This is a genomic window from Lactobacillus sp. RTP31084st1_F9_RTP31084_210423 (genome assembly GCF_040919545.1).
Classification (GTDB): Bacteria; Bacillota; Bacilli; order Lactobacillales; family Lactobacillaceae; genus Lactobacillus; species Lactobacillus paragasseri.
Window position 1 is genome coordinate 75571 of the sequence record NZ_JBCOVH010000005.1, and the last position, 19203, is coordinate 94773.

The 19203-nt window shown below is 35.0% G+C and carries 17 protein-coding genes and 1 pseudogene; 7 read left to right on the top strand and 11 right to left on the bottom strand.

Features of this window, described 5'->3' with window-relative positions; all coding sequences use genetic code 11:
• From AB5359_RS09345 to AB5359_RS09355, 3 genes are read left to right on the top strand one after another with little or no spacing between them, the layout of a single operon-like run.
• A complete protein-coding gene (locus AB5359_RS09345) occupies window positions 1-1245 on the top strand; it encodes a glycosyltransferase (protein ID WP_048687355.1) in 1245 nt (414 codons plus the stop codon).
• Between the two features lie 37 nt (window positions 1246-1282).
• Window positions 1283-3301 (top strand): SP_1767 family glycosyltransferase, encoded by a 2019-nt coding sequence (locus AB5359_RS09350; RefSeq protein WP_048687353.1) that lies wholly within the window; start codon window positions 1283-1285, stop codon window positions 3299-3301.
• Window positions 3302-3308: 7 nt separating this feature from the next.
• A complete protein-coding gene (locus AB5359_RS09355) occupies window positions 3309-4193 on the top strand; it encodes a glycosyltransferase family 2 protein (RefSeq protein ID WP_368279905.1) in 885 nt (294 codons plus the stop codon).
• A gap of 90 nt (window positions 4194-4283) precedes the next feature.
• Here the strand turns inward: AB5359_RS09355 and AB5359_RS09360 are convergent.
• The 11 genes and pseudogenes from AB5359_RS09360 to nhaC form a co-directional block, all read right to left on the bottom strand.
• Window positions 4284-5287 (bottom strand): annotated as a pseudogene (locus AB5359_RS09360) (sugar transferase).
• A gap of 112 nt (window positions 5288-5399) precedes the next feature.
• Window positions 5400-5936, bottom strand: coding sequence for a cob(I)yrinic acid a,c-diamide adenosyltransferase (locus AB5359_RS09365; protein WP_048687346.1), 537 nt, complete (start codon window positions 5934-5936; stop codon window positions 5400-5402).
• 1 nt (window position 5937) lies between these two features.
• Window positions 5938-6459 (bottom strand): ECF transporter S component, encoded by a 522-nt coding sequence (locus tag AB5359_RS09370; protein ID WP_003648296.1) that lies wholly within the window; start codon window positions 6457-6459, stop codon window positions 5938-5940.
• Window positions 6459-6845, bottom strand: coding sequence for a DUF4430 domain-containing protein (locus tag AB5359_RS09375; RefSeq protein WP_048687345.1), 387 nt, complete (start codon window positions 6843-6845; stop codon window positions 6459-6461). Before AB5359_RS09375 ends, AB5359_RS09370 begins: the two co-directional genes overlap by 1 nt.
• Before the next feature lie 18 nt (window positions 6846-6863).
• The gene (nrdJ, locus tag AB5359_RS09380) at window positions 6864-9098 is read right to left on the bottom strand and encodes a ribonucleoside-triphosphate reductase, adenosylcobalamin-dependent (protein WP_048687343.1); all 2235 of its coding nucleotides are present in this window, start codon (window positions 9096-9098) and stop codon (window positions 6864-6866) included.
• 231 nt (window positions 9099-9329) lie between these two features.
• The gene (locus tag AB5359_RS09385; RefSeq protein WP_035429542.1) at window positions 9330-10043 is read right to left on the bottom strand and encodes a Bax inhibitor-1/YccA family protein; all 714 of its coding nucleotides are present in this window, start codon (window positions 10041-10043) and stop codon (window positions 9330-9332) included.
• Window positions 10044-10105: 62 nt separating this feature from the next.
• Window positions 10106-10936 carry an energy-coupling factor transporter transmembrane protein EcfT gene (locus AB5359_RS09390; RefSeq protein ID WP_048687340.1) on the bottom strand — a complete coding sequence of 277 codons (831 nt, stop codon included), beginning with the start codon at window positions 10934-10936 and terminating at the stop codon, window positions 10106-10108.
• Window positions 10929-12650, bottom strand: a complete 1722-nt coding sequence (locus AB5359_RS09395) for an ABC transporter ATP-binding protein (protein ID WP_039155854.1) — start codon at window positions 12648-12650, stop codon at window positions 10929-10931. Before AB5359_RS09395 ends, AB5359_RS09390 begins: the two co-directional genes overlap by 8 nt.
• A 21-nt stretch (window positions 12651-12671) precedes the next feature.
• Entirely contained in the window at window positions 12672-13229 is a 558-nt protein-coding gene (locus AB5359_RS09400; RefSeq protein ID WP_003648303.1) for an ECF-type riboflavin transporter substrate-binding protein, read from the bottom strand.
• Window positions 13230-13250: 21 nt separating this feature from the next.
• Window positions 13251-14096: an S-adenosyl-l-methionine hydroxide adenosyltransferase family protein gene (locus tag AB5359_RS09405; protein ID WP_020807758.1), complete on the bottom strand. Its 846-nt coding sequence runs from the start codon at window positions 14094-14096 to the stop codon at window positions 13251-13253.
• 125 nt (window positions 14097-14221) lie between these two features.
• Window positions 14222-15592: a Na+/H+ antiporter NhaC gene (gene nhaC, locus AB5359_RS09410; protein WP_368279906.1), complete on the bottom strand. Its 1371-nt coding sequence runs from the start codon at window positions 15590-15592 to the stop codon at window positions 14222-14224.
• A 368-nt stretch (window positions 15593-15960) separates the two neighbouring features.
• On the opposite strand from nhaC, the gene AB5359_RS09415 reads away from it, so the two are divergent.
• From AB5359_RS09415 to AB5359_RS09430, 4 genes are all read left to right on the top strand, one after another.
• On the top strand, window positions 15961-16665 hold the full coding sequence (locus AB5359_RS09415) for an ABC transporter ATP-binding protein (RefSeq protein WP_048687335.1): 705 nt from the start codon (window positions 15961-15963) through the stop codon (window positions 16663-16665).
• Window positions 16658-17341: an MFS transporter permease gene (locus AB5359_RS09420; protein ID WP_048687333.1), complete on the top strand. Its 684-nt coding sequence runs from the start codon at window positions 16658-16660 to the stop codon at window positions 17339-17341. The genes AB5359_RS09415 and AB5359_RS09420 overlap by 8 nt, the downstream gene beginning before the upstream one ends.
• 46 nt (window positions 17342-17387) lie before the next feature.
• Entirely contained in the window at window positions 17388-18740 is a 1353-nt protein-coding gene (gene rlmD / locus AB5359_RS09425) for a 23S rRNA (uracil(1939)-C(5))-methyltransferase RlmD (RefSeq protein WP_048687330.1), read from the top strand.
• A gap of 197 nt (window positions 18741-18937) precedes the next feature.
• Window positions 18938-19203, top strand: a 266-nt coding sequence (locus AB5359_RS09430; protein WP_319444734.1) for a KxYKxGKxW signal peptide domain-containing protein, incomplete at its 3' end; no start/stop codon positions are given.

Genomic DNA, 19203 nt, shown 5'->3' on the forward strand with positions numbered 1-19203 from the left:
ATGGAAAAAGTAATTGCTTTAAGTGCTAACTATGGTTATATCGATAAAATTGAAACAACAATAAAATCAATTTTATACAATGTAAAAAACGTAGAGATACATCTTTTAAACTATGATATTCCCCAAGAATGGTTCGCAAATATTAATCGTTATGCAAATCAAATTGATTCCAAAATTATTGACGAGAAATTTGATCCCGAAGAATTGCATGATTTGAATTCTGGATTCAAACATATTAATCAAATGACTTATGCTCGTTTATTAATACCTAAATTAATTAAAGCAAATCGAGTATTATATTTAGATTCCGATCTTGTTGTAGATGATGAAATTGATGAACTATTTTCTCGCAAGTTTAATGGAAAAAAGATTTTAGCAGTCACGCATATTTTTGATGTTAGAAATAAAAATGAAAGTAGAGTAGATCTTCCTGTACCTTCGATAAATGCAGGTGTTTTACTAATTAATAATCAGGAATTGCGTAAAGACCATAATTTGAGCGAAAAACTGTTAGATTTTGCTCGGAAAAATAATTTTCCGCAAGATGACCAAGATACAATTAACAATTGGTTTAAGGATGAAATCGGAAGTTTATCTTTTAAATATAATTATCAAATTGGTGCGGATAGATTTCTATTTTGGTCAAATAATTCTAATACAGAAACAGCAACTGAAATATTGGATAAAGTAAAGAATCCAAAAATAATTCATTATATTTCAGATGATAAACCGTTCAATATCTTTTCTGAAGGAAGAATGAGGGAGACTTGGTGGTTTTATCGAAATCTAGAGTTAAGCCAAGTAGTAGAAAAGTATAAGCCATTAAATTTGGATAAACTAAAAGAAAGACATTTTGCTGGAGAAATATTTACTTTTACTAACTCAGCTATTATTGATCATTTAGAAGAATTAGTGCAAAAGCTACCAGAATTTCATTTTAATGTTGCGGCTTGGAGTGATATGGCTTGGAATTTAAAGCATTTGGCTAAATATCCTAATATTACTTTGTATCCTTTTGTAATTGGAAAACGTCTGGATTATTTATTTAAGAATACAAATATTTATCTAGATATAAATGAAGGAAATAAAGAAAAAGATATTGTTGAACAAATAAAAGAAAAAGACATTCCAATCTTATCATTTGAATCAACAGCAGATAAAAATAATAAATATTCAAGGTATGAGGTATTTGATGATGATCAAGTAAATCAAATGGTGCAAAGAATTAGACAATTAGCCAAGTAGTTATGAGATACCTAGTCTTATAGAAAGAAGAGAATGAATGGATACTATTGCATTAGATGCTGATGTTAACGATTTAAATAAAATTGAGACAACGCTTAAGTCAATTTTTCTTCATAATCGACATGTAGAAATTCATATTATTAACTTTAATATTCCACATGAATGGTTTGTTAACGTTAATCAATACGTAAACCAATTTGGAAGTAAGATAATTGATGAAAAAATTGATCCGAATTTTTTAGGTGATGTTCAGCCTAGCTCTGATCAAATTAAGAAAATTTCTTTTGGTCGTTTTTTAATTCCTGATTTAATTTCAGCCGATAAGGTTCTCTATCTTGATTCAGACTTAATTGTAACTGATAATCTTCAAAGCATTTTCCAAATGAATTTTGATGATAAGATGCTGTTTGCTGTACATGATTATCAAAATCCAGACCAATTTAACTCAGGAGTGATGCTCATCAATAATAAGCGCTGGCGTGAGAAAAAGGTAAGTTCTAAGCTGATTGAGATGAGTAAGCAGCAAGCAGTAGCTAGTGATCAGGCGGTTATTAATGAGGTATTTAAAAACCAAATTGGTGAATTAAACTTATCATACAATTATCAGATTGGTCTTGAAAAGAATGCTTATTGGAATAATAAACAAGTAGTTTTTGATAATTACAATAGGGTGCCTATTCCTCGAATTATTAACTATTCTGGTGATGATAATCCGTTTAATTTAGTTTCAACAGGAAATCTAAGAAATAATTGGTGGCAATATCATAATTTAGAATGGTCAGATATTGTTAAGCACTATGGTAAATTCGATAAGAGCAAGATTAGAAGAAAAGAATTTGATGCTGAAACATTTATTTTTGCTCGTGTTGCCGAAACAAAAGATTTAGAGTCGTTAATTCAAAAATTACCTAATGTCCGCTTTAATATTGCTTCATATACCAATATGTCGTGGCTCCTAGAAAAGTTGGTAAAGTATGACAATGTCCAATTATATCCATTTGTCATGAATCCAACTTTAGATAATTTAATTAGCAATGCTGACTTTTCTTTAGATATTAACTATCTTAAGGAAGATGATGTTACCGAAAAAATTATTAACCAGCAAAAGCCAATTCTTTCTTTTGAAGAAACGAAAAATAATAATATTTCTTATGATAAATATTATGTTTTCGCAAATGACGCTCAAGATGAAATGGTAGAGGCAATTAAAAAAATAATTGATAAGAAAAAGGAAACTTCTGCTTTTGACATTAAAGTAAAAGATATTGATGAATCATTAGACTTAATTTTGAATGAACATAAGTCAGTCATTCGTTTTGGAGATGGCGAATTTAATATTATTCGTGGTGAATCCATTTTTTATCAAGACTACAATAAAGAATTAGCTCTACGCTTAGAAAGTATTATTTTAAGCGGCAATTACGACAATACGCTGATTTGTTTGCCAGATGTATTTGAAGATTTGGCACGCTACAATGACTATGCTCAAAGAACTTATAAGAAGCGCTTTTTCCCGCAGAATGCTGCTTTCTTGAAGCGAATAGAACAAACTAGAAATTGGTATGGATCTACTTTTGTGTCAAGGCCATATATTGACTTAGTCGATAAAAGCGAAAGTCCTGGTTATTTTGAAAAGTTAAGACAGATTTGGAATCAACGTGATGTTTTAATTGTGGAAGGTAAGTATTCACGTTCAGGCGTAGGAAATGATTTATTTGATAATGCTAAATCAATTAAGAGAATTTTGTGTCCAGCTAAGAATTCATATGAAAAGATTGATCAAATTGAACAGGCAACTAGAAATAATGCCCAAAATCGGTTGATCTTATTAATGCTTGGACCTACAGCTAAGGTTATTGTAGATGATTTGCAAGATCTTAATAATCAAAAGATTGACATTGGTCATATTGATTCAGAATATGAATGGTTCAAAATGGGAGTTACTGATAAAGTAAAATTAAAGAATAAGCACACGGCCGAATTTAATCGTGATGCAAATATCGCGCCAATTCATGATAAGACTTATAGTAGTCAGGTAATAGAGAGAATTGAGTAAGTTTAAAATGGATACTAGTGAAAAAGTTTCTGTAATTATACCAGTATATAATGATGAAAAATATTTAAAGCAGTGTGTAGAAAGTGTTCTGACTCAAACTTATACTAACTTAGAGATTATCTTAGTAGATGATGGGTCAACTGATCATACACCAGAAATATGTGAAGAATATCGTGAAAAATATAATCAAATTAGAGTTCTTCATAAGAAAAATGGTGGGGTTGGTTCAAGCAGAAATGCAGGCCTTACCCTAGCAACTGGCGAATACGTTTTATTTGTCGATCATGACGATTGGCTTGATCAACATCATATTGAAGACTTGTATAACTTAGCCGTAAAAAATAAGGCTGATATAGCAGCAGGGAATTTCAACATTTTTTATGATGATAAGTCGACTTTTGCTTATTGGCTAAATAAAGATAGCTATTTTGAAAAAGATTATTCAATCAAAGAATGGTTTAGTTTGCAGTATCGCACTGATTACTACAATATGTCTTTAGTTTTTACCGTTCCATGGGATAAATTGTATAAACGCTCTTTATTTAAAAATATAGTTTATCCTGAAAATGTTCCAGTAGAAGATGATTTGACTACATGGAAGATATATTTACTTGCAAATAAAATTGCGTATGAAAATAAAGCGATTTATACGCATCGTATTTTAAAATCAAGCGTATCAGCCAGTGTAAGTGAAACTGATGTCTTTCCTTTACGATCAATTGAGGAAAGAATTACAATTCTACGTTTAATTGGTTTTGATACGAGTAATGAAGAATCTGCTTATCGGTATCGGTTAGAAAAATGGAAAAATCATGCGTTAGATAAGGGAGAATATTTGAAATACAGAGATACACTACAAAAACTGGCTATTCTTGAAAAGTGGAAAAACTAATAAAAAGGGTTGCTGAGCATTTGAGAGCTTAGCAACCCTTTTGTATATAGATTATGGATTAATTTAAATTCGGCATACAATGAACAAAATTTATTCGTATCTGGCTTTAACTACTGCATCGGCTAAGGCTTTTTTAGTGAAATAACCTTCACGAATTAATTTAGCAAAGCTTTCCACGTTATCAGTCATTTCTTTATATTCATCATCATTGACTTGAAGAACCTTGGCTTGTGCTTCAGCTAAACTATCAGCAATGATTCCTATTTTCTTACGTTTAATAGTTTCTGCTTCGGGAGTTTGGCTATTTACAATAATTGGAATTCCAGCAGCAAGGTAGGTACTAAGTTTATATGAAGTGTTCATTGTCATATATTCTGACCAGTAAGGTTCTTCTGACCAAACTAGGCCGAAACCACCAGATCTACGTAATTCTTCAAGTAAGATCGGATCATTTTTCCAACCCATAAATTCTAAGTTTTGATCTTCAAATTTTTTGCATGGATCTGAGAAGACTTGTAACTTAACGCGTGGATTTCCCCAATTGTTAACAAAGTCAAACTTGTCTGCATTACCAGCAAAATTAATTACCTTGTTATTTTGCGGGGTAACAAAATAATTAATTTGACAAGGATAGTGATCCCAAAAATGCTGTACAACATAAGGTTTTTCTTTTAATCCATTTTCTCTTAAAAAGTCGTACATTTTTTTAGAAGGTACGATTAAGACATCTGCCTTGTTGTAGTAGTCAATATGTTGAGGAAGCAAGTATCGATTGCTTTCAAACATTAAGGGAATAACGTCGTGGATAAAAATGATTTTTTTGACATATTAACATGATCAATCAAAGCTTGATCCCATTCAATTGCTATCCAATTAGGGGATTGGAAGATAACAGTATCGCCGACTGATAAGGAGGCAATAATGCCGTCAAAACGAGTACTCTTAGCTTGGTCTGGTTCTTCTTTCCAGTGGTAGGCGTAAATACCGAGTTCGTTCATTCCCATTTGGACTCCGATTTTAGCGACCATTTGTTGTGCTAATTGCGCAACACTATTCATTGCCATGCCATATAAATTCGTGATATGAACTGTCATAAATAACTCCTTATATAAACTTATAAATTAAGTATAGGGCAGGCAAAATTGATTTACAAATTTAACTATCACAAAAAAACTCCGCTAGATCTTATTCTAACGGAGTTCATTTTTATTTACTTTTGACTTCTTGATATCCATCTAAGACATTAGCGTAGCGTGCTAGCGTGAATAGATAGTCAGAAAGGCGATTAATATATTCCAGATTAAAAGGTGAAATTGGCTGCTTTTTGTCATTTAGTTCAACTAGTGATCGTTCAGCGCGCCGTGCCAATGTACGGCTATACTGCAAATTGGCAGCGGTGGGTGAACCACCAGGAAGGATAAAAGCTGGAATCCTAGGATATTGCTGTGTAATCTTATCAATTCTACTTTCCAATTCTTTTACCTTATCTGGAGTAATTTCTTGATGTCGTCTGACGACAATATCAGCTTGGAATTGATATAGTTCTTTTTGCCTTTTTTGTAGTTCATCTTTTAGAACTTGGCAGTTATCTGATAAGTTGGCGATTGTTACACCTAAGTAAGATTGGAGTTCGTCAAGATTGCCGAGAGTTTCAATTTGTAAGTCATATTTTGGCACCATCTTACCGCTAACTTGCTTGGTTTTTCCCTGGTCGCCGACTTTAGTATAAATTTTAAGTGTCATATTAATCCTCAAAGAAATGCTTAAGTGCTAAAGAGATAGGTTTATATAAAAGTAAGTAAAAAACAACATTGCCGATTGCATGATAGGTATCAAATAAAATGCTACCTGCCCAGTATGCAATAAAGGCTGGTAAACCACCGAAAATCGTCATTCCTAAATCTACTAAAATACCATATTCAATTCCTAAAAATGCGACCAGAGCTAATTGCAGCCAGAACCATTTCGTTAGGGGAGTTAGCTTTTTAAATAGTAGAATTGTTAAAACACAACCACCGTAAGCTAGAATTTGCGGAATTGTCCAAATACCAAAACCAAGAAAAATATTAGAAATAATCATGGTTAAGATAGCTAGGGCAAATCCCATCCCTCCACTTACAAAGAGAGTAGTAAGCATAATAATTGTTGTAACTGGTTGAACATTAGGAACCGGAATAATTTTGAAAATTCTCAAAACAACGCATAAGGCGGTCAAAACTCCTAAGAGTGCGAGCCTCTTAGTTCCAGCTAATTCTTCGGTAGCCATTAATATTTACTCCGGGTAAAGACTACCTTATCCTTGTTCTTAAGCTTTTGTTGGTAGGCACTTTTGTTTACCATTTTGCCATTTACTGTATAAGTCCAGTAAATCTTTTTTTGAGAATTTTGACTTTTACCATCAATAGCAGTAATAAATTCTTTTTGGCTCTTTACTTTCCAGTTTTTCTTAAGACCAGTAGCTACAGTAGAGTTCTTTTTAAGGTGAACTTTTTTGTTAGCAAAAGTCTTTTTATTATCTTTTAGTGTGTAAGTAACTGTAATTTGGTCAGTTTTGGGTTTAGCTTTTTCTTGATTATTTTGACAACCAGTTAGACTGAAGGTAAAAAATAAAATAATTGCAGCAAAAATACTTAACTTTTTAGTGTTTTTCATTTCTAGAAACTCCTCTTATTATTTGATTGGACAAGCACCATTATCACAATCGCTTTGATCTACTAATTCAAGACCCTTTTGATCATCATTAGTTTGTTCAAAGACTATTTCGACATTACCAGTAATGTGGTTATCTGCTTTTTCGTATTTCTCTTTACTAATCGGTTCTTTTGGAGCTTGTTTTAAGGAGCCACCATAGTAAGGCAGAAGTGAAGTAGATTTAATTGCATGACGATATTGATGTAATAATGGAGCTATTTGATCGCTTTCATCATTTTGAAATGTAATAGTACAACTTACCGCATTATCTGACCAGTAAGTTTGTAAGAAAGCTTGAGTAGCAAATTGTTCAGCAATTGAAACAGTTCCAGCAGAAGCAAAGTTATCACTGTCAGCATTAGCTGCCTTAATTGGAAATTCAACGCAAATTGTATGTGGCGTGTAAATGTCAGGCTCAGTTTTGTAGCCACAGTCTTTTAAGGCTGGAAGAAGAGGATCGGTTTCTTGGAAGCGAATACGTTGAATTAAGTAGCCAGAATAGTGGAAGTGCATCCCTTCAGAAACGCCAGCAAGTTTAGCAACAGTACCAGATGGCTTAACTGTAGTGTGCTTAATTGAGGTGTTACAGTTTAGTTCTTGGCTATAGTCTTTGTCAGCATCAATAACAGCTTGGTAGAGACCATCGACTGTTTTAATAATTTCAGGGTCGTAAACTGGATCTTTAATTTCTTTACCAGTTTCTGAATCAGTAGCAGTCTTAAAGCCAGTCACTACGCGGTGACCAAAAGTAGATAAAATCCAGTCTTGAATTCCAGACATTGAAACCCCAATCCGGCGATTCTTGTTGATGATCTTACGAGATACTTCCCAATCATATGGGCTAAAGGTAACACGCTTGGTGTAGCGAGCAGCTAGTTTAAAGGCCTCTTTCAGATCCCAGCCTTGTTTTTGAGCAATGAAAGGAAAGACTTCAAACAAGTTACATGGTTCACCATTAGCTAAGGAGATTTCTCCGCAAGGGTTAGTTCCTTCAACTTCACTATCAATTCCAGCTTGGTAACCATCTTTGATGCGGCCATAGTTACGGGATAATTCTAGATTAACAACACCAGGTTCACCGTTGTGTAGAATACTGTCAGCAATTGGTTGATAGTTATCAAACTCAGAATTAATTGCAACACTATTATTTGATGCCCAGCGGTGGTGGTAAAGTTTCTTTTTATCTTGCTTCATAGTAATGAAGGCTTGGTTATCGCTTGAACCAAGTGCTAGTTCTGCGCTTCTTCTAACGTTACCAGCAACGACGGTTTTACCAATTAAGTTGCAAATATCTGTTGCATCAACTGCAGTTAGTTTTTGACCAGCACGATCATTAAGAATTTGATTAATGTCAAAGAGCATTTCGATTAGTGGCATTGGACCAGAAGCTGTACCACCGAATCCATGAATTTTAGCTCCGTAAGGGCGGATATCGCTGATATCAAGTACTAGTTTTTTCTTGTTCTCAGGATTAGTTGAATTGAAATGTATGTCGATTAAACGAGCATTCGCTAAGACCCAACCTTCACGAGTATCAGGGAGCTTGTAGTAAATGTAATCTTCTTTTTCTTGATTAGCTTTTTTCCATTCATCAAGATCAGTAGCGCCTAACTTAAGGGATGCGTCATAGGACTTACTCTTCTTGTCAATAACAATAGCCAAATCTACTTTTTGATCAAGTTTTGGAATTTGGTTAATGTTTTCGTCAACTACAGAAAAGCCTACGCCGCCACCTTTCATTAATTGGTCAAATAAAAATGAAAAAGGCATTGATGGTGCAATTTGGTCTTGTGTAAGATAAGCAGGAACAATGTGGCTATTACCATATTTTTGTGGACGAATGGCAATAAACCAGCAGTTATTTAGTGAATCGCCATTTCTCTTTTGATAATCAGTCCCTGAGATCCATAAGTTTCGACCAGATGGAGTAGCAGCTAGACCATAGACTAGGCGAAATAACTGTTTAGCTTCAGCTGTTAATTCATGAATGGTCTTTTCGCTAGGATCATTTTTTAAACGTGGGTCAAGATTAATATTACCTTCGATCACGCGTTTAACAGTTTCGTCCCAATTTTCAGAGCGATTTTTATCATCGAGCCATCGAGCATAAGTACGTTTATAAGTAACCCAACCAAGTTCACCCCAGTGAGGAGTAACTTCTTTTTTAGTTTGTGCAATGAAATCTGGATCAAGTGTGATTCTCAAATCAGACATATTTTTATCTCTCCCTAAGTACAATATCTTGTCGACACTTAAGAGGATAACACAATATCTAGTATTTTTCTTGAATAAAAACACTATAGATTGTTATTTGTATTGGGAAAAATTGCATGAGAATGGGGAGGAAGAGGGACAAAAAAATTTTGAAATTTTTTGTAAATTTGAACACAAAATAAAAATGCGAGGTAACTTTCAAAAGCACCTCGCATTTTTTCATAAATATTATTAATTTCTGTCACTAAATCCAAAGATTTGTAAGAATTGTAAGAACAAGTTAACGAAATCTAGGTAAAGTGCTAAAGCACCTGCAACAGCCAAACCATCAACTGAAACTTGACCACCGTAGTTTTCGTAAATTTGCTTCATTCTTTGTGCATCCCAAGCAGTTAAGATAGTGAAGATAATAACTGCGATGAATGAAAAGACGTAAGAAACCATTGGATTTCTTAAGAACATGTTGATAAGCATGGCAACAATTAAACCAATCAAGGCAGCAGAAGCATAAGAGCCGAGATTATTTAAGTTCTTCTTAGTAGTTGTACCAATTACTGCCATCGTAATGAAAACAGTTGATGAAGCAACGAATGCGGAAGCAATGCTGCGACCAGTATAGGCACCAGCAATCAATGAGAATTCAACTCCGTAAACAATTGCCATAATCATTAACATGACGAAGCTAGCTACGGGATTTCTTGTTGCTCTAAAGCTAATTCCAAAAGTTAATGCAAGTGGAACTAACAATAAAATCCAAGTCATTGCTGGGTTGCTAGCAAATAAAGTCATTACTTGAGTTCTAAAGACAGTCATTGTTAAGTAAGCACTTAAAGCAGAAACTAAAACGGCGATTGTCATCATACCGTACATTCTGCTTAAGAATCTATTTAAGCCAGTTACGTCAACGATTGTACGACGTTCTGGTTCTTGTGAAAAGTTATTCATAAGCTCTCCCTCTTTCATTATTATTAATATATTTTAACGTATCTTAACAGTAAAAGAAACTTTTACACAAATGGATTGTAAAAGCGTCCTGAATTGACTTTAAAGAGCAAAATAACAACTAAAACAAGAATGAAAGCTAGACTAGTAACTAAATAGTCAGCCAAGCTAAATTTTTCGGCTACATACCAAGTCCGCTTTTTCTTTGAGCCGAAACGTCTAAGCTGCATGGCAGTACTGATCGTATCAATACGGTCAAGACTTGAAAAAATAAGCGGGGTCACAATGTTTAATGTTCCATGGATTCGCTTGCCAAGAGATGCTTTTTTAGAAAGTTCATTTCCCCGTGCTTGTTGAGCAGCAGAAATTGACCAGTAACTTTCCTGGATATTAGGGATATAGCGCAAGGCTAAAGAAACGGCATAAGAAACCTTGTAGCTGACACCAATTTTATTTAAGCTAGCAGCAAATTGACTAGGATTGGTTGTTAATAAAAAGAGCAGAACTAGGGGAATAGAGCAGATATACTTCAGACTAACGTTAAGCAAATAAAATAATTCCTGAGCAGTTAAGGTAAAGTATCCCGCATTGATTAAAACTGTTCTTGAATGGTATAAGCTTTCGCCATAAGTGGGTTGAAAAATGAAAACTGCCAAGATATTAATTATGGCAAAAACAATAATGAACTTAACAATAAAAGAAACCTGTTTCCATTTAATACCTGCTATTTTTAGTAAGATCAAGGATAGGATACAGATTGCAATTAAGAAGCGAGTGTCATAAGTAACCATGCAAGCAACTGAAACTAGAATTAAAAAGATCATCTTTGTAGTAGCATTCAAGGCATGGATAAAACTATTCCCTGGCTGGTAGCCTAAAATTTTACTATCATTCATAATCTTCATCCTTCCAGTTCTTTTGTTCAGAATTAATGTAGGCTTGCACAAATTTATTTGGATCAGGCAAGTCGTAATGCTGCGCAAGTTCAAATAAGCTCGTTCTCTTTAAAGACGCTTCTTTAATTAGTTTAGGATTAGTTAGTAATTCAATCGGGCTTGTATCAGCGATTAGTTTTCCTTTAGTGAAGGCAAGCGAGCGTGTAGTATATTCGAGCATTAAGTGCATATCGTGCGTGATGATAATGATGGTCTTGCCTAGCTTGTTCAAGTGTTTTAAAAAGCCCATAATTTCGGTATATGTCTTCCAATCTTGACCAGCAGTTGGCTCATCTAGAATAATGATTTCTGGTTCTAAGACTAAAATTGAAGCGATTGTTACACGTTTTTTCTGCCCAAAACTAAGAGCAGAAATTGGCCAGTGCCTGAAAGGATAAAGACCGCAAATTTTTAAAGTTTGATTTACTTTTTGTTTGATCGTTTCTTCATCCACGTTACGCAGACGTAATCCTAAAGCTATTTCATCAAAAATCATTTTTTGCGAGATCATTTGATTAGGATCTTGCATTACATAGCCAATTTTTTCGGCTCTTTCTTTAATTGATAAATTAGCTAGATCTTGGTCTTTAAGTGTAATTTTGCCTTCATTAGAAATAAAACCACAAATGATGCGACATAAAGTGGTTTTACCGGCACCATTTTGACCGACAATTGAGATAAAATCGCCTTGATTGATGGTAGCAGAAACGTCCTTTAAAGGATAAGGCTGATTTTTATTATATTGGTGGCCGACATGGTCTAGTTTTAATAAAGGTTGATGAGTAGCTGTACTTTCTTTAACTGGAACTTGATCAACCCAATTTTCTAATTCTTGGCTAATTGAGTCAGAAGTAGGTAAGTCCGCAATTTTGTCTAGCTTTTTAATTGAACTTAAGTTAATACCTGCGGCTGTCATCGCTTTTAAATAAAGCGGCTGACGAACGCCAATTTTTTCTAAACTATTCTCATGAAGAAGTTGATTAGTAGGCTCATCGGCGACAATTTGACCATCATTAACTAAAACTATTCTATCAATTGGCTGACTCAAAACTTCTTCGACACGGTGCTCAATAATAATAACTGTGGCATTAAGTTCTTTTTGGATTTTATCGATAATAGCCATTGTTTTGAGTCCGGAAGCAGGATCAAGGTTAGCAAGCGGTTCGTCGAAAAGTAAAATTGGTGATTCATCGACCAAGACGCCGGCTAGGGCAACAATTTGTTTTTGACCGCCAGAAAGGCTTTGCGGCGATTGTTTAAGAAGCTCTTTAATTTGGAGTTCTTCTGCCCATTGGTTTACAGTGTGATGCATTTTGGCTTTAGGCTGGCAATCATTTTCAAGAGCAAAAGCAATATCTTCGCCAACTGTTAGACCAATAAATTGGCTATCTGCATCTTGTAAGATTGTGGAAGTAGTAAATGAAAAGTCAAAAAGACTAGTTTTAGTAATATCTTTTCCGTTTACTAAGCATTTACCTGTGATGTTGCCTTGATCAATATTTGGAATAAGACCATTAAGGCAGCGACCAATTGTAGATTTGCCGCTGCCTGAAGGTCCGGCCAAGAGAATTTTCTCACCCTTATTAATTTTGAGATTAATCTTTTTAAGAGTGGGTTCAGCTTGGCTATTGTATTTAAATGAAAAATCTTTAAATTCAATAATCGGTTCTGTCATTAATTGAGTAACCTTTCGTGATTAGTCTTTACGTAAACTACCTTTCTTAACTTTAGTTGCTGCGTAAGCTTTAAGCAAGATGGTTCCTAAAATAAGAATAGCAAGTGAGTTAGTAATGGTTGCAGTGGCTCCTTGTAAGAAGACCTTGTTTTGAGGTTCGCTGTAGATTAAGATATCGCCAACTGGTGCGATTACTAACCAAGAAATAACGTTAGCAATGATTTGGACCACGTTGAAGCCGACCATTTGCTTAACAGTGAAGACGCCATTATCTAAGTCAAGGCGCATACCGTAAAGACCGATGATCAAACCTAAAACAGCTGTAGCTAAAACCCAGCTCCACCAAGTTTGACCATACATTAAGAAGTCACCTAGTGCATGGCCGATGAAACCAACAGAAAAGCCGACAACAGGTCCGTAAATAGTGGCAAGTAAAGCTAAGAATGGGTAGACAATTTCAATATTAGTGTTTGGAATTCCAGTTGGAATTGAAGTGAAACGTGCCAAAATAACATAGATTGCTGCTCCGATACCAATTGCAACGACGCTTTTTACTGATAAACCTTTTTGCTTGTTCATAATTTTTCCCCCGTAAATAAATTATTCTCTAGTTAAATCAATTTTCCAATCATTTCCAGTACCAATTTTGTAGGTATCGGCAAATGAAGCTTGATTTAGCGCAATACCTACATTGACTAATGAATTGATGTACATCAAAGGATCTTTGATTGCTACATCAGCAAATGATGTAACAAAAGGTATTGTATCATGATAATAAGTTTGACCTTGATAAGTAATTGTGACGGTAAGTTTGTCGCCACGTTTGATATCAGCTTTTTTAACTAAGTCATAAGGAATATTCGTCCATAAAGAACCAAAGCGAATATCCAATACATCAATTGATCCCTTTAGATGATTATTTTCTAATTTAGCTTCAGTAAGTGGTAATTTTACAACTGAAGCTGGGTCTAATGGCTCTCCTAGATCTTCAAAGGATTTTTCACCATCAGCTAGAAGGGCACCATTGTAAGCATAAATATCACGGCCGTGGAAGGTGTTACTTTCTGAAGAATAAGGAAGACGATTTTTTTGTTCGTCGATTTCTCTTACTTCTTCAAGTCCCATATAAGTTGCAACATGAGTTAATGAGCCGTTATCAGGTGTAATAATAAAATGTCCGCTTTTTGTTTTAACTGCAATACTCTTTCGATCTGAACCAACACCTGGATCAACTACCGAAACAAAAGTCGTGCCTTTTGGCCAATACTTGATTGTCTGATAGAGGCGGTAAGATGCAGCCCAAATATCATAAGGTGGAATCTCATGAGTTAAATCTGAAACAGCAACGTGCGGAGCAACCAAATGAGCTACGCCGTGCATGGCGCTAACGGCACCATCTTTTAAGCCGAAGTCGGTTTGTAGTACTAGAAAATGATTTGTTTCCATCCAATTCCTCCTTTAATATGTTTTTAATTACTAATAATTTACAATGTATTAAAAGTTTCGTCAATGAAAAATCCGTACTATTTTGCTATGTAAGCGCATATAGTACGGATTTTATCAATAACAAATTATTTTTCAGCCTTATTTTGCCACTTTAGGCCAATTCCGCTGACCCCAGAAAGAATTGAAAAGACAGGAGAAAGTAAGCTAAAGAATGTGAATGGAATAAAGGCTAAAACGGGAACTCCAAGAGTAGAAGCTGCAAAAGAACCAGCTACTCCCCACGGAATTAGGTAGTTAATTACACTGCCTCCATCTTCAAGAACACGACTGAGAGCAAGGGGTGCAAGACCAATTCTGTCATATGCTTGCTTGAAGGCGCGTCCTGGCAAGATAACAGATAGGTATTGTTCACCGACAAATAAATTAATACAGATACCTGAAAGAATGGTAGTAATTACTAAACGACCAGGCTTTTTAAGGTGTTCAACTAGAGGCTCCATGGCAGTTTGAACAATGTTGAATTTCATTAATAAACCACCAAGAGATAAGGTAGCAATAATTAAGCCAACCGTATCCATCATGCTGGAAATACCACCACGAGTCAGCAAAGCGTTCACTGATGAGTCGCTAGTTTTGGCAACGAACCCTTTCATAATGAGGTTAGTTAAGTCAGTAAGGGATTGATGAGGATTTTGAATAAAAATCATAATGACAGTGACAGCAATATTTAAAAATAAAGTAGGAATAGCGGGGATTTTTCTCCAGGCACAAATTAACATTAAGATAATTGGAATGATTGCCCACCAAGTAATAATGAAGTTATGCTGTAAAACTGCGACAGTATGATTAATCTTTGAAGCATCAATTGATCCGCTATTTCCTAAAATCCAAAAAAGAATTAAAGAAACAATAAAAGCAGGGATTGTTGACCACATCATATTTTTAATATGGGCGAATAATTCGCTTTCTGCAACAGCGGAAGAAAGGTTGGTGGAATCCGATAAAGGAGACATTTTATCGCCAAATACTGCTCCGGAAATGATTGCTCCAGCAACAAGAGCAGGATTGGCATTCATGCTGGCACCAATTCCGAAGAGGGCAATTCCAACGGTTGAAATTGTAGTAAAGCCGCTTCCGATCGCTAGCCCCACGATTGAGCAAACAATAAAGACAGAAGGAACGAAGAATTGTCCGCTAATTAAGTGAAAGCCAAGAACCATAATTGAAGGGATGATACTGCCCTTGATCCATAAGCCAATCAAGGCCCCAATTAGGATAAAAATAAAGATTGGAATAATAGCAACGCCAATTCCTTCCTTGATTCCATCTTGAATAGAAGCCCAGTCATTTCCACGTAGTCTGAGCCAGAAGACTAATAAGCAAACGGTGAATAAAACTGGAACTTCTGGCATTAAACCAAATTTAATTACTGAAATGCCTAGAATAATTAAAAGTAAAATAATAATTGCTTCTAGAAAAGATACTTTCTTTTTCATAAATAATCCTCCATAAAAAAAGTCCTGTTGAAATTAATCAACAGGACGCATTACCGTGGTACCACCTATCTACTGCATGTTTGCAGCACTCTCATCAGGTGATAACGGCACTGATTGTGGCCGAATAAAAGATTGATCGCTGTAATTCGTAACTTATGCCTGACTGGTTCGCACTTTACCACCAGCTCTCTGACGCTTAACATAAGCACTACTGTGACGATAATTGTTGCAATTATGATAACAAGCTTAAAAAAAGATGTCAATGAATTTATTAATAAAAATGATTAGAATTTCGAATTATGCACTTTGAGCGGTAAAATAGAATAGATAGGTATAGAAAAAGTATAAATATAAATTGAGGGATTAAGATGACTGATATTTTAACCACCAAAGAATTAGGCAAAAACTTCAAAAATAAACATGTTTTGAATCAAATCAATATTCATGTTCCTGAAGGAAAAATTTACTGCATTATGGGACCAAATGGAGCTGGTAAGTCAACTCTTTTGAAAATGATTAGTGGAATTGAAAAGCCAACTGAAGGCGATATTAATTTTAAGGGTGAAAACTGGAAGCGAGAAGATTTAAAAACTATTGGTTCATTAATCGAAGAACCAGGCTTATTTGACAATTTAACTGTTGAAGATAATATCAAATTGAAATTAAAGCTGCACCATGTTGAAAATAAGGATCAAGAGCAAATCTTGAACACGCTCGGTTTTGGCGATCATAATCAGGAAAAGGTTAAAGGCTTTTCAACAGGAATGCGCCAACGTCTTGGTATTGCGCTCGCTTTTATGGGAAACCCAGATTTAGTAGTTTTGGATGAACCAACAAATGGCCTTGATACATTTGGAATTCATGAACTGCGTGAACTTTTAATGCTAGAAAAAAAGCAAGGTAAAACAATCATTATTGCTAGTCACATGCTTTCTGAAATTCAAAAAGTCGCTGATCGCATTGCTATCTTAGGTAATGGTGAGCTTTTGTTAGAAGAAGATTACGACCAAAAGACAGATTTAGAAGACCTATTTATTTCAACTCTAGAAAAGGCAGGCATAAAGCATGACTAATATTTTAAAAGTTGAATTTTTAAAAACAAAGCATACCGTTGTTCGCTCACTAGTTTGGCTTTTGCCATTAATTGCCATTTTGATGATGACTGCTGTCTTCTGGGATAATCAATATTCAGTGCAATTAATGATGGGGCAGTGGAGTTATTTTTGGTTAAATATGTCAATTGCTCTCGTAATTGGAATTAGTACTTATTATCAAAAACAAGCCACAAAATTCAAAGAAATTTTAACTTCGCCGCAAGATCTTTTTACTTATGAAATTGGTCGCATTATTCACGGAATGTTGCAAACAATTTTAATGAGTGTAGTTTTCTTGGTTTTGGTAATTTGTGTACGAGTTATTTTTTCAAGTAGCGAGGAAATTGGATTAATGGTTGGCTCTATAGTTGGAATCTTGCTCACCTCTATTTGGCTAGTTCCATTTTATTCATGGCTGTGCCGCATTACTAACTTATATTTTGCCCTAGGAATTGGATTTTTAAGTTCAATTTTGGCAATGTTCTTAAGTCGGACAGCTTTTAGTATGTGGTGGCCGTTTGATTGGGGAATGCTTTTAAATAATATGTGGCTTAAGGGTGATTTTGTTTTTGGAACTTGGAGCTTAATCATTTGTAGCTTGATTTTGGGGTTTATTTTAAGTATCTTTAGTGCCTATTCTTTTAAAAAGCAATAATATTTTTTAGTAAAATAGTAGCAAGTATCTAAAAAGGATTGAAATTATGCAAAAAAATCAAATTGTCGACTTAGAAATTACCGACCTATCTTATGAAGCAATGGGGGTTGCTCACTTAGACGGTATGACTGTCTTTGTAAATAATGCTCTTCCAGGTGAAATTGTTTCAGCTAAAATTTTAAAGGTAAAGAAGAATTTTGCCTTTGCTAAAATTGAAAAAATCAAGAAAGAAAGTCCAGATAGAATTAACGTTGAACTTCGTCAATGGGTTCAAACAGGTCTAGCATCTCTTGCTCATATCAAGTATGACAAGCAGCTTGAATTTAAACGCAATCAAGTAGTGAACTTATTGCATAAGGCTGATTTAGATAAGATTAAGGTTGGTCAGACTTTACCTAGTCCAGAAGAAACTGGCTATCGTAATAAAGCGCAAGTACCAGTTCGTAAGGTTCACGGCAAGCTTGATATTGGCTTCTTTAGAAAGCATTCGCATGATTTAGTTCCGTTAACTAACTTTTTTACCACTGATCCAGAGATTGACCGAGTTTTAATTAAAGTTCGTGATATTTTAAGAAAGAATCATGTCCCAGCCTATGATGAAATCCACAATAAGGGTGAAGTGCGTTACCTTGATGTTCGTCGTTCAAAGGCTACTGGGGAAATCATGGTAATTTTGGTTTGTTTGCACAAGGATTTTCCACAGTTAAAGAAGGTAACTAAAGAAATTAGCGAAATTGAAGGCGTTACAAGCGTAGTTTTGAACCATAATCCTAAGAAGACTAACGTGATTTTGGGCAAAAAAGACTATTTGCTCTGGGGCGAGCCTCAAATTACCGACAAAATTGGAGATGTTAGTTTTAAAATTTCACCGCAAAGTTTCTTCCAAATTAATTCATTACAAACTCCGCGCTTGTATGACTTGGCAATTCAAAAGGCTGATCTTAAACCAGATGATGTGGTAATTGATGCTTATTCTGGAATTGGAACAATTGGCTTGTCAGTTGCTAAGCATGTTAAGGCAGTGCGGGGGATGGAAGTTATCAAGCCAGCTGTTGATGATGCTAATGCAAATGCAAAATTAAATGGGATCATGAATGCTGAATATGTTGTTGGTAAAGCAGAAGAAGTAATGCCGCGTTGGGCTAAAGAGGGGCTTAAGACTGATGTGATCTTCGTTGATCCACCAAGAAAGGGATTAACGCCAGAATTTATTGATGCAGCTGTTGAAACTGATCCTAAGAAGATTGTTTATATTTCATGTAACCCAGCTACAATGGTTAGAGATCTGCAATTGTTCCGTGAGCAAGGTTATGAATTTAACGAGATTGATCCTGTGGATATGTTTCCCCAAACTCCTCATGTTGAGAGTGTTACGGTCCTGGAACGTACAGAAAAATAGTCGATAAACCGCGTCATAATGTCATTCGTAGACAATTGAAAGTGTACTAATTCCTGTTTTATTGATTGGAATTAGTACACTTTTTGACTTTTTATGCCTTGAGTGTTATTATTAATGTAGTTTCTTGAAACCGTTTGATTTAATGATGGAATTTTGGCATGATTTTATCTAAAAAAGTGAAAAAGGTAGGTTCTTTTATGTTAAGGAATAATTATTTTGGAGAGACTAAAACGCATTATAAATTATATAAATGCGGTAAGAATTGGGCTGTCATGGGGATTTCATTATTTTCGCTGGGATTAGGGATGCTAGTTACCAGCCAGCCAGTGTCAGCTGATGTGACAGCCACCAGCACCTCAAGCAGTGCAGTGAGGACCGATGCAATCAGTGCAAGTAGTAGCAGTGCAGCAAAGGCCGAAACGACTAGTGCAAGTAGTAGCAGTGCAGCAAAGGCCGAAACGAC